The 20176-nt window shown below is 57.2% G+C and carries 24 protein-coding genes and 1 riboswitch; of the genes, 5 read left to right on the plus strand and 19 right to left on the minus strand.

What is annotated here, in order from left to right:
• On the plus strand, nucleotides 1-662 hold a 662-nt coding region (locus AB5Y85_RS10090), incomplete at its 5' end, for a tyrosine/phenylalanine carboxypeptidase domain-containing protein (RefSeq protein WP_368221356.1).
• Between the two features lie 80 nt (nucleotides 663-742).
• Here AB5Y85_RS10090 and AB5Y85_RS10095 read toward each other — a convergent pair.
• Both AB5Y85_RS10095 and AB5Y85_RS10100 read right to left on the minus strand, forming a co-directional pair.
• Entirely contained in the window at nucleotides 743-1324 is a 582-nt protein-coding gene (locus AB5Y85_RS10095; RefSeq protein WP_005337121.1) for a thymidine kinase, read from the minus strand.
• 91 nt (nucleotides 1325-1415) lie between these two features.
• Entirely contained in the window at nucleotides 1416-2996 is a 1581-nt protein-coding gene (locus AB5Y85_RS10100) for a Na+/H+ antiporter NhaC family protein (protein ID WP_257687482.1), read from the minus strand.
• Between the two features lie 88 nt (nucleotides 2997-3084).
• Nucleotides 3085-3256, minus strand: a riboswitch (Lysine riboswitch).
• Nucleotides 3257-3558: 302 nt separating this feature from the next.
• Here AB5Y85_RS10100 and AB5Y85_RS10105 point away from each other — a divergent pair.
• Nucleotides 3559-3963: an H-NS family nucleoid-associated regulatory protein gene (locus AB5Y85_RS10105; RefSeq protein ID WP_257687483.1), complete on the plus strand. Its 405-nt coding sequence runs from the start codon at nucleotides 3559-3561 to the stop codon at nucleotides 3961-3963.
• Nucleotides 3964-4032: 69 nt separating this feature from the next.
• On the opposite strand, the gene AB5Y85_RS10110 is transcribed toward AB5Y85_RS10105, so the two are convergent.
• From AB5Y85_RS10110 to AB5Y85_RS10130, 5 genes are all read right to left on the minus strand, one after another.
• On the minus strand, nucleotides 4033-4608 hold the full coding sequence (locus tag AB5Y85_RS10110; RefSeq protein WP_257687484.1) for a cob(I)yrinic acid a,c-diamide adenosyltransferase: 576 nt from the start codon (nucleotides 4606-4608) through the stop codon (nucleotides 4033-4035).
• Complete coding sequence (locus AB5Y85_RS10115; RefSeq protein ID WP_005337126.1) at nucleotides 4605-4835, minus strand: DUF3820 family protein; 231 nt, start codon at nucleotides 4833-4835, stop codon at nucleotides 4605-4607. The genes AB5Y85_RS10110 and AB5Y85_RS10115 overlap by 4 nt, the downstream gene beginning before the upstream one ends.
• Before the next feature lies 1 nt (nucleotide 4836).
• A complete protein-coding gene (gene queE, locus AB5Y85_RS10120) occupies nucleotides 4837-5508 on the minus strand; it encodes a 7-carboxy-7-deazaguanine synthase QueE (RefSeq protein ID WP_064341131.1) in 672 nt (223 codons plus the stop codon).
• 61 nt (nucleotides 5509-5569) lie between these two features.
• Nucleotides 5570-6277 carry a 7-cyano-7-deazaguanine synthase QueC gene (queC, locus tag AB5Y85_RS10125; protein ID WP_005359893.1) on the minus strand — a complete coding sequence of 236 codons (708 nt, stop codon included), beginning with the start codon at nucleotides 6275-6277 and terminating at the stop codon, nucleotides 5570-5572.
• 20 nt (nucleotides 6278-6297) lie between these two features.
• Nucleotides 6298-6921 (minus strand): tRNA-uridine aminocarboxypropyltransferase, encoded by a 624-nt coding sequence (locus tag AB5Y85_RS10130; protein WP_236297402.1) that lies wholly within the window; start codon nucleotides 6919-6921, stop codon nucleotides 6298-6300.
• On the opposite strand from AB5Y85_RS10130, the gene rrtA reads away from it, so the two are divergent.
• The gene (gene rrtA / locus AB5Y85_RS10135; protein ID WP_236297403.1) at nucleotides 6920-7513 is read left to right on the plus strand and encodes a rhombosortase; all 594 of its coding nucleotides are present in this window, start codon (nucleotides 6920-6922) and stop codon (nucleotides 7511-7513) included. The genes AB5Y85_RS10130 and rrtA overlap by 2 nt on opposite strands.
• Here the strand turns inward: rrtA and pyrF are convergent.
• The 6 genes from pyrF to cmk form a co-directional block, all read right to left on the minus strand.
• On the minus strand, nucleotides 7488-8189 hold the full coding sequence (pyrF, locus tag AB5Y85_RS10140; protein WP_005351164.1) for an orotidine-5'-phosphate decarboxylase: 702 nt from the start codon (nucleotides 8187-8189) through the stop codon (nucleotides 7488-7490). The genes rrtA and pyrF overlap by 26 nt on opposite strands.
• 18 nt (nucleotides 8190-8207) lie before the next feature.
• Nucleotides 8208-9374, minus strand: a complete 1167-nt coding sequence (lapB, locus tag AB5Y85_RS10145) for a lipopolysaccharide assembly protein LapB (protein ID WP_204379920.1) — start codon at nucleotides 9372-9374, stop codon at nucleotides 8208-8210.
• 9 nt (nucleotides 9375-9383) lie between these two features.
• Nucleotides 9384-9668, minus strand: coding sequence for a LapA family protein (locus AB5Y85_RS10150; protein ID WP_005337143.1), 285 nt, complete (start codon nucleotides 9666-9668; stop codon nucleotides 9384-9386).
• Between the two features lie 158 nt (nucleotides 9669-9826).
• Nucleotides 9827-10111, minus strand: a complete 285-nt coding sequence (gene ihfB, locus AB5Y85_RS10155) for an integration host factor subunit beta (protein WP_005299934.1) — start codon at nucleotides 10109-10111, stop codon at nucleotides 9827-9829.
• 92 nt (nucleotides 10112-10203) lie between these two features.
• Complete coding sequence (gene rpsA, locus AB5Y85_RS10160; RefSeq protein WP_005337148.1) at nucleotides 10204-11874, minus strand: 30S ribosomal protein S1; 1671 nt, start codon at nucleotides 11872-11874, stop codon at nucleotides 10204-10206.
• A 94-nt stretch (nucleotides 11875-11968) separates the two neighbouring features.
• Nucleotides 11969-12661: a (d)CMP kinase gene (gene cmk, locus AB5Y85_RS10165; RefSeq protein WP_019444698.1), complete on the minus strand. Its 693-nt coding sequence runs from the start codon at nucleotides 12659-12661 to the stop codon at nucleotides 11969-11971.
• A 248-nt stretch (nucleotides 12662-12909) separates the two neighbouring features.
• On the opposite strand from cmk, the gene ribA reads away from it, so the two are divergent.
• A complete protein-coding gene (ribA, locus tag AB5Y85_RS10170; protein ID WP_005351157.1) occupies nucleotides 12910-13503 on the plus strand; it encodes a GTP cyclohydrolase II in 594 nt (197 codons plus the stop codon).
• Nucleotides 13504-13584: 81 nt separating this feature from the next.
• Here the strand turns inward: ribA and AB5Y85_RS10175 are convergent, their stop codons facing one another.
• Both AB5Y85_RS10175 and AB5Y85_RS10180 read right to left on the minus strand, forming a co-directional pair.
• Complete coding sequence (locus AB5Y85_RS10175) at nucleotides 13585-14541, minus strand: LysR substrate-binding domain-containing protein (RefSeq protein WP_236357914.1); 957 nt, start codon at nucleotides 14539-14541, stop codon at nucleotides 13585-13587.
• A 63-nt stretch (nucleotides 14542-14604) separates the two neighbouring features.
• Complete coding sequence (locus AB5Y85_RS10180; protein WP_005337156.1) at nucleotides 14605-15480, minus strand: LysR family transcriptional regulator; 876 nt, start codon at nucleotides 15478-15480, stop codon at nucleotides 14605-14607.
• Nucleotides 15481-15575: 95 nt separating this feature from the next.
• Here AB5Y85_RS10180 and AB5Y85_RS10185 point away from each other — a divergent pair, with 95 nt between their 5' ends.
• Nucleotides 15576-16799 carry an MFS transporter gene (locus AB5Y85_RS10185; RefSeq protein ID WP_128816189.1) on the plus strand — a complete coding sequence of 408 codons (1224 nt, stop codon included), beginning with the start codon at nucleotides 15576-15578 and terminating at the stop codon, nucleotides 16797-16799.
• Between the two features lie 145 nt (nucleotides 16800-16944).
• On the opposite strand, the gene AB5Y85_RS10190 is transcribed toward AB5Y85_RS10185, so the two are convergent.
• The 4 genes from AB5Y85_RS10190 to AB5Y85_RS10205 form a co-directional block, all read right to left on the minus strand.
• Nucleotides 16945-17499 (minus strand): VOC family protein, encoded by a 555-nt coding sequence (locus tag AB5Y85_RS10190; RefSeq protein WP_257687485.1) that lies wholly within the window; start codon nucleotides 17497-17499, stop codon nucleotides 16945-16947.
• A complete protein-coding gene (locus tag AB5Y85_RS10195) occupies nucleotides 17493-18257 on the minus strand; it encodes a hypothetical protein (RefSeq protein WP_005337161.1) in 765 nt (254 codons plus the stop codon). The genes AB5Y85_RS10190 and AB5Y85_RS10195 overlap by 7 nt, the downstream gene beginning before the upstream one ends.
• A gap of 191 nt (nucleotides 18258-18448) precedes the next feature.
• Nucleotides 18449-19051, minus strand: a complete 603-nt coding sequence (gene nfsA / locus AB5Y85_RS10200) for an oxygen-insensitive NADPH nitroreductase (protein WP_257687486.1) — start codon at nucleotides 19049-19051, stop codon at nucleotides 18449-18451.
• Between the two features lie 71 nt (nucleotides 19052-19122).
• Nucleotides 19123-20176: AbgT family transporter (locus AB5Y85_RS10205; RefSeq protein ID WP_368221357.1), on the minus strand; the 1054-nt coding region annotated here is incomplete at its 5' end.

The following is a 20176-nucleotide window of genomic DNA, read 5'->3' on the forward strand; positions in this document are numbered from 1 at the left end:
AGGGGTGGGTTCATGTCGGCACCACCCTCAACGGTCGCCAGCAGCCCTATGCCACCTGGCTGAGCGCAGGTTCGCCGCGGATCACTGCGTGCCAGGAGGGGCTGGCGGTCTTGATTGAGACGCTCACCTTCAGCTCCTTTCCGGATCGGGCCAAGCGCATCTCCGATCGGGTAATGGCCATCGACATGGCCGAGCGCGGCGCCGATTTTATCGAGGTGTTTCAGCACTTCGTACAGCAGGGCACCAGCGAGCACGACGCCTACAAGATCACCCAGCGGGTCTTTCGTGGCGGTATGGTGGGCGGCGGCGCCTGCTTTACCAAGGATCTCTCCTACGTGCGTGGCTATGTGGAGACGGTCAACTTTATCCGCAGCGCCGTGCTGGAAGGGGTGCCCGAGATCCTGCCGATGCTGTTTGTCGGCAAGGTGACCCTGGATGACATCCCCGTGCTCTATCAGCACTACCTAGAGGGGCTGATTGCCGCCCCCCGTTACCTACCGCCGATGTTTCGCGATCTCACCGGGCTCTACGTCTGGTTCGGTTTTGCCTCCGGCATGTCACTGGTGGATATCGGCCGGGTACAGCACCATTTTCGCCAGCTGTTTCAACGCCTGCCGGTGGCCGACCCCATCATTGCGCCGGTGGATATCGAGATCGACTGAACCACAGCGATAGAAGTTGGGGAAAATAAAAAGGGCGCCAGATTGGCGCCCTGCTCGACGATTCAAATATCGCAGCCGAATTATTTGTAAGCCCGACCTTCGAGATAGTGTTTGCGACAGAGTGACACATAGCGATCGTTGCCACCGATCTCCACCTGTTCGCCATCACGCATAACCTGCCCCGCTTCATTGACCCGGGAGTTCATGTGAGCCTTGTTGCCACACCAGCAGATACTCTTCAGCTCTTCAAACTTGTCGGCCAGACAGAGCAGATGGTAGGAACCGGGGAACAGCTCGCCGCGAAAATCGGTCTTGAGGCCATAGGCCATCACCGGAATATCCTGCTCATCGACGATGCGGGCCAGCTGGTAGACCTGCTCACGGGTCAGGAACTGGGCCTCGTCCACGATAAAGACATCGATATGTTTCTTTGCATGGCGCTCTTTCACCATTTCAAACAGATCACAGCTGTCGCTGAACACGTCCACCTTCAGTTCAAGACCAACCCGGGCACTGATCACCCCAACCCCGAAACGGTCATCGATGGCTGGCGTCATCGCCAGAGGATGCATGCCCCGCTCCAGATAGTTGAAGTGCGCCTGAATGAGCTGGGTGGATTTGCCTGAATTCATGGTGGCAAATTTGTAGTGCAGTGAAGCCATGATACTGTTCCGAAACTGAATTTATGGGGCGCATGCTAACCAAAGCCCCTGACAAAACCAAGGGGCCCGCGGGCCCCTTGCTCTATAAATGTTACGCGGTGGCCAGCACTGGCCGCGCTTTGGCCTTTTTCAGGTGATAGCCGGTAAAGAGCACGAACCAGAGGGCACTGACACTGAAACCGGCCAGGCTGGAGTGCATCAAGCCCATCGCCAGGTAACCGATGGCCGCGCCGAAGGCGATGGCCAGTGCATAGGGCAGCTGGGTCATCACGTGATCGATGTGATGGCAACCGGCACCGGTGGCAGAGAGGATGCTGGTGCTGGAGATGGGTGAGCTGTGATCCCCGAACACCGAGCCAGCCAGTACCGCCGCCAGCATCGGCAGCATCAGGCTGATGTCGCTGGCGGCGGCCATGTCACCGGCCAGCGGCAGCATGATGCCGAAGGTACCCCAGCTGGTACCGGTAGCAAACGCCATGGCACAGGAGAGGATAAAGACCACGGCAGGTAGCACTTCGATCGGCAGGTTACCGTTAGCCAGCGAAGCCAGGTACTTGCCGGTCTCCACGTCGCGCACCACGGCACCTATGGTCCAGGCAAACAGCAGGATGTTGATAGCTGGCAGCATGGCCATGACGCCTTGCGGAGCAGCCTTGATCCAGTTTTTGGCACCCAGCTTCAGGCGCATGGCCAGACCGATGGAGACCACCAGACTGCACAGGGCACCGTAAACCAGCGAGGAGCCGACGTTGGTATTTTCGAACGAGCCGAGCACGCTAAACGGCAGCCCCTTCTCGCTCAGCACCGCAGCACCGGAATCAATCATGAAATAGATGGTGGCGGCGGTCAGGGTCAGGATAGGCAGTACCATGTCGATCATACCGCCGTTGCTCTCTTCCGGGCTCTCCATATCCAGACCGATGGGGCGGCCCTTGGACTCATCCCACAGCTTGCCTTCCAGCGCCCACGATTCGTGTTGACGCATCGGGCCGATATCGAGTTGGAATGCAATCACCACCAGCACCATGATCAGGGTGAAGACGGCGTAGAGGTTCATCGGGATCATCTCGACAAATGCCGCGATGGGGCTCTGTTCAGTCAGACCGTGGGCCGCCATGATGCCGCCAACCAGGGCAATGATATAGGCACCCCAGGAGGAGATGGGCATCAGCACGCAGACCGGCGCCGCGGTGGAGTCCAGCAGATAGGCCAGTTTGGCACGGGAGATCTGGAAGCGGTCGGTCACCGGACGGCAGATGGCCCCCACCGACAGGCTGTGGAAGAAGTCATCGATAAAGAAGGCAAACACCATCATGCCAGTCAGGGCTTTGGCGCCCTTGCGGGTCTTGGCACGACGCTCGGCCCACTCGGCAAAGGCACGGGTCGCCCCGGAGACGCTCATCAGGCTGATGAGGCCACCCAGCAGCAGCATAAACAGGATCATGTTGACGTTGTCACGATTGAGCGCGCCATCGACCCAGAAGATCTTGAGCACGGTATTCAACATGTAATGCAGGGATTCGAGGGGCGAAAACTGATTGAGCAGCAAACTGCCGGTGACGATGCCCACACCAAGGGACAACAGCACGCGGCGGGTCATGATCGCCAGCGCGACAGCCAACAGGGGGGGAAGAACGGACCAACCGGAGTCGGCGAAATGACTAATGTCCATGATCTCTTTGCACCTAAAGATTACAGGTGGAGATCTACCGAGAGGATCTAAAGAAACAAAACCTATGGGGAGGTCATACTCCTCAGCCCCTTCAGGTAGCGCTCCATAGTGGATGACTATGGCAGTCCTGCACCTATTAGATGCAGAACCAGCAGCCCGGTATGATGGCCTGGCCACTTCGGCGCTGACTCCTTTCCTTGTGCATCACAGGCATCACCCTCCGCACAAATACTCATAGGCAGCGCGCCTCTACTTAAAGGTATTCGCCGCACATTTTATCGAGATGGCAGCTTATAGCAAGTTTTTTGATTAAATAATCATAATAAACAAATCAGGGCCGGAAAATGGTAGTCAAATGATGCAACAACGCCAGCTTTGACGCTATTTTCACCTACTGCGGCTTCATTGGCATCCAATCACCAAGCCTATTGCTGGCCATATTAAATATCTGTATTGAGGTTCCCCACGGATATTATATTTAACCCGGCTTGACTTATTTAAATCACCAAGCAAAAATCAGCTGGAACATAATATTTTTCTCTGACTCGACGTGGTAACTCCTATGAATGAATTTTTAAAGGTACTGCTTAATATCCGCAGTCTGCGTGCGACCTGCCGCGAGCTTTCTCTGGAACAACTGGAAGAGGCACTGGAAAAACTCTCTACTATCGTTGCTGAACGTCAGCAGGATGAGGCTGCCGAGCGCCAAGCCCGTGAAGAGCATCTGCGGAAAATTAACGAATATAGCGAAATGCTGAAAGCAGCCGGTATTGACCCGGCAGAATTGGTAAGCGCTGTCGCTACCAACCCCGGCAAATCAGAAAAAGCCAAGCGGGCGCCACGTCCGGCCAAATATCGCTATCAGGATAATGGCGTAGAGAAAACCTGGACCGGCCAGGGCCGTATGCCTTCGGCTATTGCCAACGCAGTGGCTGCAGGCAAATCACTGGAAGACTTTGCTATCTGATCTCAATCTCGTTGCTAATAAAAAACCTCGCCAAGGCGAGGTTTTTTATTGCCGCTTAAATGTGACATATCAGATAGCCGATTGCAGGCGATCTGCTGCCTTGACCCACAGCACTTCACGATCCCCTGCCACGCAGATGAGATAGCGGGCAACGGTAAAGAACCAGTCACTCATCCGGTTCAGATAGGGCAGCACCTCGGGATTGACCCGCTCTTCCCGGCTCAATGTCAGCAGCAAGCGCTCGCAATGACGCACCAGAGTACGCACCACATGCGCTTGCGCCGCAGCACGGGAACCACCGGGTAATATAAATTGGCGCAGCGGTGGCAATGGTTCGCTATAACGATCTATCTGCTGTTCAAGGCGAGTGGTCCAGGCGGCATTGACTTGCCAAATCGATTCATTCTGGGCGTCGCTGGAGAATGCCAACTCGCCCCCCAGATCAAACAACTCCTGTTGCAACAGCTGTAAATCAGCCAATAAGCCGACCTCTTGCGACGGGACGTCACAAATCAGCAAGCCAATATGGGAGTTGAGCTCATCGATATAACCGTAGGTCTCGACCCGCAAATGATCCTTTGGCAACTGGATACCATCGGCCAGCCGGGTCATGCCCTTGTCGCCCTGCCTCGTATATATTCTCATACCGACATCCTGTTAATAATGGGAATAATCATGGACTCGAGTCCATTGAGTTTGATTTCGTAAGCCAACGCCAGCGTCTGGCCCAATTTACCCGCCGGAAAACCGCTGCGCGCCATCCACACCAGATAGGGCTCGGGAATATCGATGATACGTCGACCCTGATATTTACCGTAAGGCATCTTGTTGGTCAGGGTCAGCAGCACCTGTTCGTCGGATAGCCAATCCATATTAATCGATATCCAGATATTTATGAGTCTGGATTGAGAGTCGCCAGTTACGCGCGATACAGGTATCCATCGCCAATTGGGTGGCCCTTGGCTTCTGGCTGATCGGCTGCAAGGCAATGACCACATCAGGGCGCAGAGTAGCAGTAGCGAGCAGCACATCCAGCTCTTCAATATGGTGCTCGGTGGCCACCGGATGCTTGATCTCGTTGGCCCGCTCCAGCGCCGAGACCAGCACAGGCAGCCCCCCTTTCATACCGATCTTGGGGGAGACTGTTACCCAGGTCTGCTCATGAGTCTTGATCTCGCTGGTGCCACTGGTTTCAATTTGCACCTGATAACCCGCCGCCAGTAATGCTGACGAGAGTTCATGCAGATCGTAGAGGCAGGGTTCCCCACCGGTGATCACCACATGACGCGCCTGATAACCCAGATCGCCAAAGCTCTTGATAATCTGCGCGGTGCTGAGTTGGCTCCAGCAATCGGATTCGTTGGAACGATCCAGCACCGCCGCCTTACCCACTTCACGAGCCGGATCAACAACCCAGGTATGACGGGTATCGCACCAGGGGCAGCCCACCGGGCAACCCTGCAGGCGAACAAAGATGGCGGGCAGGCCGGTAAAGATGCCCTCCCCTTGGATGGTCTGGAAAATCTCGTTGATTGGGTAGTGCATCTCGATCACGGCTTGTTGCAAAAGTCGCGGATTATACCCCAAGCCACGGCAAGACGCAGGCTCACTCTGCGCTTTTCTCGCCCAGCCCGGTTTTCTCAAACAGTCTGGCCATGATGCCCGCCTTGTCGGCCAGATAGTTGTTCAGACCGCGACTCCGCAGTTCACACGCAGGACACGTGCCGCAGCCGTCACCGGCAATGCCGTTGTAGCAGGTCAGGGTCTGCTGGCGCACCGTGTCGAGGTGGCCATAGTGATCCGCCAGTGCCCAGGTCTCGGCCTTGTCGAGCCACATCAGGGGAGTTTCAAAACGGATGCCGCGATCCAGCCCCAGCGACACCGCCTGATTGAGGGCCTTGACGAACTCGTCACGGCAATCGGGATAGCCGGAGAAGTCGGTCTCGCAGACACCGGTGATCACCGCTTCGGCGCCCACCTGATAGGCATAGATGGAAGCCAGGGTCAGGAACAGGATATTGCGGCCCGGCACGAAGGTGTTGGGCAGCCCGTTATCCTGCAGCTCGCAGCTGACAGGAATGTCGTCACGGGTCAGGGCAGAGACCGCCAGCTCATTGAGCAGCGTTACATCCATCACCTTGTGGGCGGCAATCCCCAGTGCACTGCCCAGACGGCGCGCGGTGTCGATCTCTTCCCGATGGCGCTGGCCATAGTCAAAGGTGATGGCGTGCACTTCATCATACCGGGCCAATGCCTGCACCAGACAAGTAGTGCTGTCCTGACCGCCGCTGAAAACCACGACTGCTTTTTTCATCTTGATAACTCCTTCAAATGTCACGCGCGGCGGCCTTCGGCAAAGTCCTGCCACTGGGTATTCAACCGGTTAAACAGGGTCAGCAAGGGCGCATAGTGCTCCGGCCTCCCCTCCCACCGGGACAAGAGGTGATAGCCCGCCTCTATGGTAGAGAGGGCATCGGGAAAGGGTTTCTTGCGAATGGCATATTGACCGGCAATGGCACCAATGCCGATGCGGGGCAAGCGGGCCAGTGCCGGGTTGCTCTGCAACATGCGATAGGCTTTGCGCCAGGTGCCGTCAAGCAAGATAAAGGCGACTGATGCGGAGCCAGAGGATTCACTCTCCCGCTGTTGGCGAAGATCGGTCAGCGAAATGGCATCCTCATCCGGCCAGAGTAGATAGCAGCGACGGGCAGGATCTGCAAGCAACCCATTGAGCCACTCATCGCGGGAAAAGTCCTCCCCCACATGGATCTCGCACTGTTGCAAAGAGGCCGCCAGCAGCGCCGCGGTCCCCTTGGGATGTGCCACCTCGTTGGGGTGCTGCAAGATGTAGAGGGGCGTGTGATTGTCAACCGGCACAATATAATCGCACAGGCAGGCTTTGAGGGCTCGGGTGCAACGTGTACAGTATCGACTGTTCTTGTCGTTGGACTGTTTCATGTTGTCAGACAAATCTGGATTGCTCTGGGTTATCACGCTCTCTCTCACCAGCTTGCTACTCTTCTTTACCGTTCCCAATCTTCAGCTCTCCTTCGATCGGCCCTTGATCGCCGGGGGCGAAGGGTGGCGGATCATAACAGGCAATCTGGCTCATACCAATCTGTGGCACCTGCTGCTCAATCTGGGCGGCCTCGCCATCCTCTATAGCCTGTTTCGCGACTATCTGGGTGGGGCTCGCCTGCCGCTGCTGATGTTGCTGCTCTGGTTGGCAGTGGGCTTGGGGATCTGGTGGTGGTGCCCGCAGACCCAATGGTACATGGGGCTATCCGGCTCGCTGCATGGCCTGTTTGTCTGGGGTGCAATGCAGGATATTCGCCACGGACGCCGCACATCGGGCTGGCTACTGTTGGCAGGGATGGGGATCAAGCTGGCGATGGACTTCTACAACGCAGGAGAGAGCCCGATATCCACCCTGATCAATGCCAAGGTACACATCGGCTCTCATCTTATCGGGGCCGGTGCAGGCCTGTTACTCGGCCTGCACCGCGTATCACTGAGTGAGCCTGTTACGCACCAGCCAGCTCGGCATTGATGCTGGCCAGCATGGCGGCCGGATCGGCAGCCTGCGTAATGGGGCGACCGATAACCAGATAATCGGACCCCGCCTCGACCGCCGCTTTCGGTGTCATCACCCGGCGCTGATCCCCGGCCGCTGAACCGGTCGGGCGAATACCCGGGGTCACCAGCTTGAACTCATCACCCAGCAAGGCTTTAAGCTCATGGGCCTCGTTGGCAGAGCAGACAACCCCATCCAAGCCGGATGCCTTGGTCAAGGTAGCCAGCCGGATCACCTGCTCGGCAGGGCTCACATCCAGACCAAGAGGGATCATGTCGGACTGCTCCATGCTGGTCAGTACGGTCACCCCGATCAACAATGGCGCCTTGTCGCCATAAGGCAGCAGCGCCTCTTTGGCGGCACGCATCATCCGCTCACCACCACTGGCATGCACGTTGACCATCCAGACACCGAGCTCGGCACTGGCTGCCACGGCTTTGGCAACGGTATTGGGAATATCGTGAAATTTCAGATCCAGAAAGACATCGAATCCCTTGGCCACCAGCTGGCGTACAAACTGCGGGCCAAACAGGGTAAACATCTCCTTGCCTACCTTGAGACGACACTGGGCCGGAGAGATACGTTCAACGAACGCTAAGGCATCTGCCTCGTGCTGATAATCCAGCGCTACCAGTACTTTGGGATCTTGCATCTCACATCCTATTGCTTGTTATTCACCGTCCAGACCACGGATCGGCTTGATGGAACCCCACTGGCGACAAGACGGGCACTGCCAGAACAACGAGTGAGTGGCAAATCCGCACTGCCGACACTTGTGGGTTGACTTGATTTTTATCTGCTCGCCGACCAGCTGTTGCAGAAGCTCGAGGCTCTCCTTGGCAGGCCCCTCCTCCGCACTGGCCAGTTGAAAACCCACCAACTGGTAAAAACCTTTCATCGAGGGATGACGACGCAGCTGACGCAGCACCAGCGAACGGGCCTGACTCAGGCCATCACGCTCTTCAACCAGCTTGGCAAGGGCCAGGGTCACGCTGACACCGGCGTGATCTTCCACTGCCTTCTCAAGCAGCGGGATCAACGCAGGCGTGCGCCCCAACTGCTGATAGCACTCGAGCAATTTGGGCATCGCCTCGGAGGCAAAGTCGATATCCTGCTCGAACACCCGCAGCAGCTCCTTGCTGGCCTGCTCATACTCTCCATCTGTCATGGCGAGCTCAGCGAGGCGCAAACTGGCCCGGGCACATGCCGGATTGATACTGAGCGCCCGTTTGAGCTTGGCCAGCCCCTCCCCTTTATTGCCCTCACGCAGCGCGATCTCGGCTTGCTCGCAATAGAAATGGGAGATGGGGTCGGCCAGCTTCTTGCCCTGGAATTTTTGCAGACGAACCGCCACATCGATGGCCTTATCCCAATCCCGCAACTGCTGATGGATGATCAGCAGCTGTGCCAGCGCCGTCTCTTCATAGTCGCTGTCGTCACACAGCTCATTCCAGAGCGCTTCCGCTCGGTCCAGCAGACCAGCAGCCAAAAAGTCGCGCGCAAGCTCCTGCAGGGCAAGCTGTCGCTGCTCCCGGGTCAGTTGGCGGGTTACCAGGTTCTGGTGGATCTTGATGGCACGATCGACCTCCCCACGCTGGCGAAACAGGTTACCGAGGGAGAGGTGTGTTTCGATGGTTTCACTGTCCACCTCAAGCAGCTGGATAAAGAGATCCACCGCCTTGTCGGATTCATCGGACAGCAAATAGTTGAGGCCCGCCACATACTGGCGGGAAAACTGGTTACTCTGTTTTTGGGTGTCCTGGCGAACACTCCTGCGACCCATGTACCAGCCATAACCGGCGGCGATGGGTAACAGCAGGAAAAGCAGTTCAAGCATTGAGGAACATTATTCCTTACCCGGTGACCGGGCCAGCTCCAACTCGCGGGATTGACGACGCATGGTGCGGTTGAGGGTGCGGTTTTGCATTTTCAGGCGCAGGAACAGCAGGCCGAATACCAGCCAGCCCAGCAAAAAACCGCCAGCGAAGAAGAAGCCCAACAGCATGGCAAGTGAAAACTCACCCTGAGCGATCAGGTAATTGAACTGAACCAGCTGGCCATTTTGTGAGCCCAGCGCCAGGGTCAGAACAAACACCAGCACCAGCGGAATGAGGGCCAAAATACGCTTCATAAGAGCTCCCTGTCAGTATCTAATGAGAGGCTGATTATCCTTAAAATCGCAGGCAGACTCTAGAGTGAATGGGAAAAGAGTTTAAGAAACAAGACGATTGGCACAGGAATCGGTGCCAAAAAGAAAAAAGGCATACCCGAGGTATGCCCATTTCTGCATTATTCAATGATGTTGACGCGCTCGCGCAACTCTTTACCAGGTTTGAAGTGCGGGACATATTTCCCGGTCAGTTCAACCTTGTCCCCAGTCTTGGGGTTGCGGCCCACACGGGGCGCACGATAGTGCAGTGAAAAACTGCCAAATCCGCGGATTTCAATCCGGTCGCCGTTTTGCAAGGTCGACGCCATCTGCTCAAGGATCTCCTTGATGGCGGCTTCGACATCCTTGGCCGGCATATGCATGCGGCTGGCTGCCAGTTGTTCGATGAGATCTGATTTGGTCATAACGTTAAATCTCCTTCCCCGATCACATGCAATATTCATTTTGCCAGGATAAAAAAGGGCGGCGCAATGCCGCCCTTTTCTTGCATCAAGGATTACTCACCCTTGGCGGCTTTGAACGCTTCCATCATAGCATTGCTGAACACAACTTCTTCTTGCTGGTTCAGGTTATCGATAGCAACACGCTCATCAGCCTCGTCCTTAGCACGGACAGACAGGCTTACGGTGCGGTTCTTACGATCAACGCCCATGAATTTAGCTTCAACTTCGTCACCAACAGACAGCACCAGAGTGGCGTCTTCTACACGGTCACGAGCAGCGTCGGAGGCACGCAGGTAGCCTTCTACGCCATCAGCCAGTTCGATAACGGCACCTTTGGCATCAACCTCGGTAACCTTACCCTTCACGATAGCACCTTTCTTGTTGTCAGCCAGGTACTTGTTGAACGGGTCTTCTTCGATCTGCTTGACACCCAGGGAGATGCGCTCACGCTCCGGATCCACTTGCAGAACAACGGCTTCGATCTCGTCGCCTTTCTTGAATTCACGCACGGCTTCTTCGCCCTGGTTGTTCCAGGAGATGTCAGACAGGTGAACCAGGCCGTCGATGCCGCCATCCAGACCGATGAAGATACCGAAGTCAGTGATGGACTTGATCTTGCCGGAAACACGGTCGCCTTTGGCGTGAGTTTCGGCAAACAGCTGCCACGGGTTGGATTTGCACTGCTTCAGACCCAGGGAGATACGACGACGCTCTTCGTCGATGTCCAGAACCATCACATCAACCACGTCGCCAACGTTAACAACTTTGGACGGGTGGATGTTCTTGTTGGTCCAATCCATCTCGGATACGTGTACCAGGCCTTCAACGCCTTCTTCGATTTCAACGAAGCAGCCGTAGTCGGTCAGGTTGGTCACGCGGCCAGACAGACGGGTGGTCTCCGGGTAACGCTTGGCGATAGCAACCCAGGGATCTTCGCCCAGCTGCTTCAGACCCAGGGATACACGGGTACGCTCGCGGTCGAACTTCAGAACCTTGACAGCGATCTCGTCGCCAACGTTGACGATTTCGGAAGGATGCTTAACGCGCTTCCACGCCATGTCGGTGATGTGCAGCAGGCCGTCAACACCGCCCAGATCTACGAATGCACCGTAGTCGGTCAGGTTCTTGACGATACCCTTAACTTCTTGACCTTCTTGCAGGTTAGCCAGCAGGCTTTCGCGCTCGGAGGTGTTCTCGGTCTCGATCACGGCACGACGGGAAACAACAACGTTGTTGCGCTTCTGGTCCAGCTTGATGACTTTGAACTCGAGTTCTTTGTTTTCCAGGTGAGCGGTGTCACGGATCGGACGCACGTCAACCAGAGAACCCGGCAGGAAGGCACGGATGCCGTTCAGTTCAACGGTGAAACCACCCTTGACCTTGCCGTTGATGATACCGATAACGGTAGCTTGCTCTTCGTAAGCCTTCTCAAGCTGCAGCCAGGCTTCGTGGCGCTTGGCTTTTTCGCGGGACAGCTTGGTTTCGCCGAAACCATCTTCGATAGAGTCCAGAGCCACATCAACGGTGTCGCCGACGTTGATTTCCAGCTCGCCCATGGCGTTCTTGAATTCTTCAGCCGGAATAGCAGACTCGGATTTCAGACCGGCGTCAACCAGTACGAAACCGTTCTCGATAGCAACGACAGTACCCTTGACGATGGAACCTTGACGGGTTTCAACGGCGTTCAGGGACTCTTCAAAGAGTTGAGCAAAAGATTCGATCATTGTTTATGTCACAAATGAAACATCCACTTGCAATCCGGCACAAGCGGGGCTGTTTTAAATAATCTGCGCCATCCTTGGTGCAGACGACCGGATGTCAGCTTGCGCTGGCATCACCAAGTTGTTGCTCTGCATAGGCGAGTACTGTTGCCAGCACTTCATCTATGGTCATGGCGGTAGAGTCTACCACCAGAGCATCTTCTGCCGGTTTCAGGGGTGCAGTAGCGCGATTTCTGTCGCGATCGTCACGTTCCCGAATCTCGGTTAAAAGACGCTCAAAGTTAACATCAAAGCCCTTATCTTGCAACTGCTTATAGCGACGCTGGGCCCGTTCTTCGGCACTGGCGTCGAGGAAAATCTTCACCTCGGCCTCGGGGAAAACAACTGTGCCCATGTCACGACCATCGGCAATCAGACCCGGGGCCTGACGAAAAGCACGCTGACGGCGCAACAATGCTTCGCGCACCCGGGGGAAGGCGGCGATTTTACTGGCAGCATTACCCACTTCTTCGGTGCGGATGGTGCGGGAGACATCTTCCCCTTCCAGGATCACCTTGACCAGATCGCCCTCAACCTGAAATTGCACATCCAGATTGGCAGCCAGTGGCACCAGTGAGGCTTCACTGTCCAGCTCTACATCGTGATGCAGGGCGGCCAGGGACAACACCCGATAGATGGCGCCCGAGTCCAGCAAGTGCCAACCCAGCTTCTCAGCAAGCAGCTGACACAAGGTGCCTTTACCTGCACCACTGGGGCCATCAATTGTCATTACGGGGGCCATCTGAGGCATAACTTCTCTCCTGCACTGTGTTGCTCCCATCCCGAAGGGGTGGGTTAATGGGCGCCGATTATACCCGAATGTGGTGAGCCTGGCAGTCATCAATCCGCACAAAGGGCCAAAACCCCGCCGGACAGCTGTGCTTGTATCTCATTTGGAGATTTCATTAAGCAATGCAGGGACTTGTTCTTATGGTCGTTCCTGACAAGGCGCGCTAAACTGGCCCCCTTTTTTGAGCCGTTAGTAGTAAGGAGCAACCTATGAGCAGCGTTACCCTCGTGGCCAAATCCAAATTGCCAACCCCTTGGGGCACCTTCACGCTGGTAGGTTTTCAGGAAACCGGCACAGGCAAAGACCACGCCGCACTGGTGATGGGCGACATTACCGGTGACGAGCCCGTGCTGGGCCGGATCCACTCAGAGTGCCTGACCGGCGACGCCCTGTTCAGCCTGCGTTGTGACTGCGGTTTCCAGTTGCAGGCGGCCATGGAGAATATCGCCAAAGCCGGTCGTGGCGTGTTGCTGTATGTGCGTCAAGAGGGCCGTGGCATCGGCTTGCTCAACAAGATCCGCGCCTATCACCTGCAGGATCAGGGGGCCGATACCGTGGAGGCCAACGTGGCCCTTGGTTTCGCCGCCGACATGCGCGACTACACCATCTGCGCCGACATGCTCAAGCAGCTTGAAGTCAAGTCTCTCAAACTGATGACCAACAACCCGCGCAAGATGAAAGCCATGGAATCCTTCGGTATTCCGGTGGCCGAACGGGTTCCATTGCAGGAAGGACGCAATCCCCACAACGAGTTCTATCTGTCGACCAAGGCCAACAAGCTGGATCATATGCTGAAGAAGTGAGCCTGCATTGACGAATGCCAGATAGTCAAACGCCTCCCATTGGGAGGCGTTTTTCTTGGGATGACCACACATCAACCCAAGCTATCTAAGTGGCACGGTCAAATTGGCCAGCAGAGCTTCAAGCTCTTCGCAAGTGCGGGCAGCACAGTATTGTTCGACCCGCTCCCGGGTCAATTGCGGCGCGAGACGTCCAATCAGGTCATACAGATAGCCGCACAAAAACGCCCCTCTGCGCAACCCGATAGCGGCAACGCCACTAGGTAGCCAAGGCACCTGTTTGAGCAGCAGATCACCATCGCGCTGGGGCTCCCAGGCAAAAGTTGCCATCACTCCGATGCCCATCCCTTGTCTGACATAGGTCTTGAGCACATCGCTGTCGCTCGTACAGCAGGCGATCCGGCTCTCGGCATGAGCGCAATCAGAGCCATGAGTTGTGGAGAGAGCCCTTCCATCGGTCACCAGCGTAAACTCCACCAGCTCGGCCGGGGTCAGCGATGTTGCTTTGGCCAACGGATGCTCCTTTGGCAGCACCAAGCCCCGTTGCCACTGAAAAGAGGGGAGCATGAGCAGATCGCTCCCCTCCTCCGGTTCATCGGAAAGCAGCAGATCGGCAGCGCCATCATGCACGGCTGCGCGGCACTGCGCCGCACTCCCCTGCATCACAGTTACGGCAACTTTGGGAAAGCGGGCCATAAAACCCTTGAGGATGGCGGGCAGAATATAACGGGCTTGCAGATGAGTAGCCGCAATGGTGAGGGTTCCCTGCTCCGGATGCACATGCTGCCTGGCCATCACTTTGATGGTGGCGACCTTGTCCAGCACCTCGGCGGCCACTTTGATCACATCCCGACCGATGGGAGTGATCTGGGTCAGGTGTTTACCGCTGCGCTCGAAGATCTGGATCCCCAGCTCATCCTCCAGCATCCGCACCTGTTTGCTGATCCCAGGCTGGGAGGTAAAGAGGCTCTCGGCGGTGGCCGACAGATTCAGCCTGTGGTTCGCCACCTCGACGATATAGCGCAATTGCTGCAATTTCATGGTGTAGCCCTCAAGCGAACCCACCGTTAATAGTAACAAACTTTCAGCAATGGCCCGCCGCCATCAGGCCGGGCGCTCCTTGAGTAGAAAATCACGCAAGGCACGGTTGGCCATGGAGAGCGGATCGCCACGCCGCCACGCCACACAGAGGTCGAGGTAGATGGGCGGGTCGAAGGGCACGCCACTCAGATCCGGCTCCTCTTCCAGCACCATCCGCAAGAAGGTGGTCACCGCAAAACCTTGCCGCACCACCGCCTTGAGCAGAGGGATAAGATTGCTCTCGAAGGCGATATCGGGTTCAACGCCCAGGCTCTGGGCCAGCGCCTCCATATGCTCCCGGTGGTAAAAACCACGGCGAAACAGCGCCAGCTCCTGAGCAAAGAACTGCGAGAGGGTGACGGCCGGTTCGCCGCGCAAGGGGTGATCGTCCCCCACCACCATCAACATCTCTTCGCTCAGCAGATGTGCCCCCTCGATGGCGGGGGGAAGATCACTGGTGATGAGAATGGCCAGATCGAGGGAGCCATCCACCATCCGGCTGAGCAGCTCACGGGTGCCGGCCTCTTCGACCCGGATCTTGAGGCCGGGATAGCGATGCTTGAAGGCCATCAGTCGAGGGGGAAAATAGTAGGAGCCCATCATATAGGGGATCCCGATCCGCACCTCCCCCCGCTCTAGCCCCTTGAGCTCGGCCATCTCGGCCTCGGCCTGATGCATCTGCAACAACAAGCGCTCGGCATGGCGACAGAGCACCTCTCCCTCCGGGGTGAGCCGTACCGCCCGGTCCTGTCGATCAAACAGCCGCAATTCGAGCTGCTGCTCCAGCTTGGCGATGGCCATGCTGATGGCCGGCTGTGCCACATGCAGACTGTTGGCTGCCTTGGTAAATGAGCCGGCATCCCTGACCGCCAGCAGATAGGTGAGCTGTTTCAGATCCATGTATCAATTCATCTTATGAGATGGATAACTTAAATATATTATATTTATAACTGCATGGACTCTACCCTGACCAAAAGTAGTCAGGACAATACGCAATGATTGAAGTTGGAAGTCGCGAGTGGATACGTGCAACCCTGGCCCTCAGCCTGGGCTCTTTTCTGGTGTTTCTGAACCTCTACCAGACCCATCCCCTGTTACCCCTGATTGCCGAGGTCTTCTCGGTCAACTCCCTCTCGGCCAGCTGGACACTGGCAGGATGCACTGCAGGCCTCGCCGCCTCCCTGCTGATCTGCGCCAGACTGGCGGATCGCCATGGCCGTCGGCAGGTCATGCTGGGTACCCTCACCCTGGCGATCCTGCTCTCACTGTTAATCCCGCTGGTTGAGCAGTTTGGCACCCTGCTGCTGCTACGCATCCTGCAGGGCGCGCTGCTGGCAGGACTGCCCGCGACCGCGATTGCCTATATGGGGGAAGAGTTCAGCAAACGGGCGCTCCTCTCGGCGGTAGGGGTCTATATTGCCGCCAACTCCCTCGGTGGCATTGCCGGTCGGGTGGTCGGCGGTCTGTTGGCTGGCTGGTTTGGCGACTGGCAGCATACCTTTCTGGGGATCGGAGTGATCAGCCTGTTACTGCTGCCGCTGGTCTTCTGGCTGCTGCCCCACCAAACCCGCTTTGTGGCGAGCGCCCCCGTTCGCGGTCAATTTGCCCGCGCCTTGCAGCAACACTTGACCAATCCCTTGCTGGTAGGGGCCTATCTGATTGGCGGCCTCAACTTTATGGTGTTTCTGAACCAGTTCAGCTACCTCACCTTCTTGCTGGCCAAGCCCCCCTTCTCCCTGCCCACCCAGTGGCTCGGCATGCTGTTTCTCACCTATCTCTCGGGAACGGTGGCCTCCTCCTTGAGCGGCCGCTTTGCCAACCGCTGGGGGGCACAACGCATGCTGCTCGTGGGGATCGCGCTGATGGCCCTCGGCAGTCTGTGGCTACTGCAAGGAAGCCTGCCCGGGATCCTGAGTGGCTTGCTGATCTCCAGCTTCGGCTTTTTCCTGTCACACGCCTGCGCCAGTGCCTGGGTCGGTCATCATGTCGAACACAACCGCGCCCTCGCCTCCTCCCTCTATCTGGTAGCCTACTATCTGGGAGCCAGTCTGGGTGGGCTTTACCTGCACCCCTTCTGGGTGCAAGGCGAGCTGGGCGGTCTGGTCATGGGAATTGAACTGGTCCTCATCTTGACGGCGGGCTTGAGCCTCTGGCTCGGCCGTCTCAAGCAGCGAAGCCAATCGCAACTGCCCGCCCAGCAACCCTACCGACACGGGTAACAGGCTCAGCGCAAACAGGGTCACCCACGAGCAGATGGCGATCTCGCAACCCTGCACCGCCAGATAACAAAAGGGGTCACACCGGTGACCCCTTTTGCTGCGTTATTCAAGAGCCTGTCAGGCTCGCACCGCATTGAGCGCAGGATCACTCCTGATCGAAATAATCCGCAGGCACAGCGACCACAGCATCGGTCGCCACCTCTTCGGCGATCACCTCAGCCAGCGGGCGCAGATGAAACTTGATCTGTCCGGAGGGCAACATCAGGCCAATATCGGGGTTGCGGGTATCCTGCATGTTGCCGGTTTTGAATGGCAGCTCGGGATAGCGCGCTACCAGATCTTGCAGTGAAGTAACCACCAGCTCGATATGTTCCAGCCCCGCCTGATGGACGCGACCCGGTTTCGGTGCAGCCAGCTCGATACAGGGTACCTGTACCTCACCAGCCAACAGCGGCTGATGCAACTGATAGGTGGCGATGGGACGTCCGCCAATCATCCCCTCCACCAGCAAGGTACCTGCCTCAGCCAGCACAGCACATAGCGCGCAGTACTCCTGCAGGGTAGCCGCCCGATAACAGAGGTGATCGACCGTTGGCCGGGAAATTGTGACGCCACTGGCGGCCAGCTCGGCCAACAGCTGAGAAACAAATGGGGCCATTGGCCCCAGTGTGGAATCGAGTGGGTGGGACATGCTTACCATTTCTTCTTGGGTTGAAACAGGACATCGAGCTCGTCAGCTTCCTTGTCCTTGATGTTTTGCAGATCCTGCGCGCTATTTTGCTGCTGCAGCTCTTCAAGCTCCTTGAGCCCCTGACGCATATCCTCTTCACGGGCCAGCAGATAGGGATCCTTGTCGCCCACGCTCGCCATGGCCGACAGACCCTTGGTATAGAGCTGGCGGCATGTACCATATTGGCCCTGAATGCGGGCATCCATCGCCCGCTTGACCAGATTGGAGATGTTGATCTTGAGCTGCATCAGCTCGAGGCGGCGCTCTTCCTGGGCAAACCCCTGAGGGTCAATCTTGCCCTTGTTGTGCTCGACCCGCAGCACAGCCCGCATCTTCTTGACCAACTGCAGCATCTGGATCGCCTGACGATCGGACTCCGGGGTCTTGAACTGCCCCTCATCCTGCACGCTGTAGTTCTCCTGCACATTTTTGATCTGGGTCTGTACATCAACGATACGCTGCTTGATCTGATTGTTCGGCATCACCTGGGCGATGGCGCGATAGGCATCGAGGATCCGGTGCTGCAACAGCAACACCATGTTCTTGGAGAAAGGCACCAGATTGACGTTCAGCAGCACCTCTTCGGTCTCGTCAGCTACCGTCTTGTGTCTGGCAACGGCGTGACGCTTGTCCGCCTCTGCCTTCTGCTTATATTGCTGCACCACGTTATAGGCGATAACCAAAAACAGGAGTGCGCCAATAGACAGCAATACCAAAGTTAAAATCATAGGATGTCCAAACCCCTGTTCCTATCCAATTGCGTGATCCTACAACAGCTTACCCACTTAAGGTAGCCTGCAGATCCCCCCTTGCCCACGATTTGTCACCAAGCTGTGCCCCCGGTCTCAGGGAGAGATTGCAGGATCAGGGGATGATGACCATGACGGTCACCTCCCCATAGTATCGCCCATCAGCGCCATTACTTGAGGTTAAAGCCCCGCGATTGCAGGAATCCCAGCATGAAAGGGCGGGACTCCTTGCCCAGAATAGCGCGGATCTGGCCGCTCCAGGTCTGCTGCTTATTGTTGCTGCTGCGAGCCTGATAGTAGTCCGCGATTTGCTGATCGTACTGGGCCAGCAGGTCGCGATCCAGCTCGTGCAGGTAGCGCTCCTGATGCACCACCAATCCCCTGGGCAGACGGGGTTTCTGCTCCGGCTGCTGGGCAGGATGACCAAGGCAGAGGCCAAACAGCGGGATCACCTGATGGGGCAAGCCGAGCAGCTCGCTCACCTCGGCCGGATGGTTGCGAATGCCGCCGATATAGACCCCGCCCAGCCCCAGCGACTGGGCCGCCAGCAGGGCGTTTTGCGCCATCAGTGCGCCGTCGATGGCACCGATCAGCAACTGCTGACGCGCCTCGGGCTCGCAGACTCGCACAATACTGGTCACCTGCAAAAAGCTCGAGGTTGAGGCGGACTGGGCGGCGGCGAGAATGGCATCCAGCTGCTGCGGGGCGATCGGCTCGGCAGTGAACTGACGAATGGAGCGATGGGAAAGGATAAGATCGATGGTCTGATTCATGGCACCTCCAAAATGAGGTAACACCATAGCGAAAAAAACGAGGGAGCCCAAGGCTCCCTCGCACACCCAGCTTAAGGGGCCGGATAGACGTAAGGGGCTTGCAACCCGAGCGGGAAGCCGAGCGCCCAGTAGAGCAGCAGGAAAATCGTCCAGCTCACCAGGAAGGCCAGTGAGTAGGGCAGCATCATGGAGACCAGGGTACCGATCCCGGTGCTCTTCACATACTGCTGGCAATAGACCACCACCAGCGGGAAGAAGACCATCAGCGGGGTGATGATATTGGAAGCAGAATCCCCAACCCGATAGGCCGCCTGGGTCAGCTCGGGGGAGATCCCCACCGCCATCAACATGGGTACCAAGATCGGGCTGATCAGCGCCCACTTGGCGGAGGCCGAGCCGACTACCAGATTGACGGTGGCGGTGAGCAGGATCATCCCGACGATGGTCACCTCACCGGGCAGCGCCAGCGCATGGAGCACTTCGGCACCGGAGAGGGCCAGCAGGGTGCCCAGATTGGAGTCACCAAACGCCTTGATAAAGAGCGCGCAGAAGAAGGCCATCACCATGTAGGAGCCCATCTTGTTCATGGTGGCCGACATAGCGTCGATCACATCCTTGCCACTCTTGAAGCTGCCTGCGACAAAGCCGTAGACAATCCCGGGAAGGATAAAGAGCAGGAAGATGAGCGGCACTATGGACTTCATCACCGGCGCGGCGAAGGTGGTCAGAGAGCCATCAGCAGCACGCAGCGGTGAGTCGCTCGGGGAGAGCGCCAGCGCCAGCAGCACGATAGCCGCCAGCATGGCAAACCCGGCCCAGTTGAAGGCCCGGCTCTCTTGCGCGCTGTAGCGCCCCATCTCGTCGGCACTCTCCAGATCCTCGTTGAGCGCCACATGCTTGAGGCGCGGCTCCACCACTTTTTCGGTGATGAACCAGCCGACGCAGATGATCAGCAACGAAGATGCACCGGTAAAGATGATGTTGCACAGGGTGTTGACCATGTAGTCAGGATCGAGCAACTGAGCGGCGGACTGGGTAAAACCCTGCAGCAGCGCATCCCCGCCGGAGGGCAGGAAGTTGGCGGCAAAACCGCCGGAAACGCCGGCAAAGGCAGCGGCGATCCCC

The sequence above is a fragment of the Aeromonas sp. R3-1 genome (assembly GCF_040908345.1).
In the GTDB taxonomy this organism is placed as follows: domain Bacteria; phylum Pseudomonadota; class Gammaproteobacteria; order Enterobacterales; family Aeromonadaceae; genus Aeromonas; species Aeromonas veronii.

What these genes read in the sequence shown, in the direction of transcription:
- AB5Y85_RS10185 (WP_128816189.1), top strand. Translation starts at nt 15,576, where the DNA reads ATGATTGAAGTTGGAAGTCGCGAGTGGATACGTGCAACCCTGGCCCTC.
- AB5Y85_RS10180 (WP_005337156.1), bottom strand. Translation starts at nt 15,480, where the DNA reads ATGGATCTGAAACAGCTCACCTATCTGCTGGCGGTCAGGGATGCCGGC.
- lapB (WP_204379920.1), bottom strand. Translation starts at nt 9,374, where the DNA reads ATGCTTGAACTGCTTTTCCTGCTGTTACCCATCGCCGCCGGTTATGGC.
- AB5Y85_RS10095 (WP_005337121.1), bottom strand. Translation starts at nt 1,324, where the DNA reads ATGGCTTCACTGCACTACAAATTTGCCACCATGAATTCAGGCAAATCC.
- AB5Y85_RS10150 (WP_005337143.1), bottom strand. Translation starts at nt 9,668, where the DNA reads ATGAAGCGTATTTTGGCCCTCATTCCGCTGGTGCTGGTGTTTGTTCTG.
- rrtA (WP_236297403.1), top strand. Translation starts at nt 6,920, where the DNA reads ATGTTGTCAGACAAATCTGGATTGCTCTGGGTTATCACGCTCTCTCTC.
- AB5Y85_RS10110 (WP_257687484.1), bottom strand. Translation starts at nt 4,608, where the DNA reads ATGAGAATATATACGAGGCAGGGCGACAAGGGCATGACCCGGCTGGCC.
- AB5Y85_RS10175 (WP_236357914.1), bottom strand. Translation starts at nt 14,541, where the DNA reads ATGAAATTGCAGCAATTGCGCTATATCGTCGAGGTGGCGAACCACAGG.
- AB5Y85_RS10195 (WP_005337161.1), bottom strand. Translation starts at nt 18,257, where the DNA reads ATGATTTTAACTTTGGTATTGCTGTCTATTGGCGCACTCCTGTTTTTG.
- ribA (WP_005351157.1), top strand. Translation starts at nt 12,910, where the DNA reads ATGAGCAGCGTTACCCTCGTGGCCAAATCCAAATTGCCAACCCCTTGG.
- rpsA (WP_005337148.1), bottom strand. Translation starts at nt 11,874, where the DNA reads ATGATCGAATCTTTTGCTCAACTCTTTGAAGAGTCCCTGAACGCCGTT.
- ihfB (WP_005299934.1), bottom strand. Translation starts at nt 10,111, where the DNA reads ATGACCAAATCAGATCTCATCGAACAACTGGCAGCCAGCCGCATGCAT.
- AB5Y85_RS10100 (WP_257687482.1), bottom strand. Translation starts at nt 2,996, where the DNA reads ATGGACATTAGTCATTTCGCCGACTCCGGTTGGTCCGTTCTTCCCCCC.
- AB5Y85_RS10190 (WP_257687485.1), bottom strand. Translation starts at nt 17,499, where the DNA reads ATGGTAAGCATGTCCCACCCACTCGATTCCACACTGGGGCCAATGGCC.
- nfsA (WP_257687486.1), bottom strand. Translation starts at nt 19,051, where the DNA reads ATGAATCAGACCATCGATCTTATCCTTTCCCATCGCTCCATTCGTCAG.
- cmk (WP_019444698.1), bottom strand. Translation starts at nt 12,661, where the DNA reads ATGCCTCAGATGGCCCCCGTAATGACAATTGATGGCCCCAGTGGTGCA.
- queC (WP_005359893.1), bottom strand. Translation starts at nt 6,277, where the DNA reads ATGAAAAAAGCAGTCGTGGTTTTCAGCGGCGGTCAGGACAGCACTACT.
- AB5Y85_RS10115 (WP_005337126.1), bottom strand. Translation starts at nt 4,835, where the DNA reads ATGGATTGGCTATCCGACGAACAGGTGCTGCTGACCCTGACCAACAAG.
- pyrF (WP_005351164.1), bottom strand. Translation starts at nt 8,189, where the DNA reads ATGCAAGATCCCAAAGTACTGGTAGCGCTGGATTATCAGCACGAGGCA.
- AB5Y85_RS10105 (WP_257687483.1), top strand. Translation starts at nt 3,559, where the DNA reads ATGAATGAATTTTTAAAGGTACTGCTTAATATCCGCAGTCTGCGTGCG.
- AB5Y85_RS10130 (WP_236297402.1), bottom strand. Translation starts at nt 6,921, where the DNA reads ATGAAACAGTCCAACGACAAGAACAGTCGATACTGTACACGTTGCACC.
- queE (WP_064341131.1), bottom strand. Translation starts at nt 5,508, where the DNA reads ATGCACTACCCAATCAACGAGATTTTCCAGACCATCCAAGGGGAGGGC.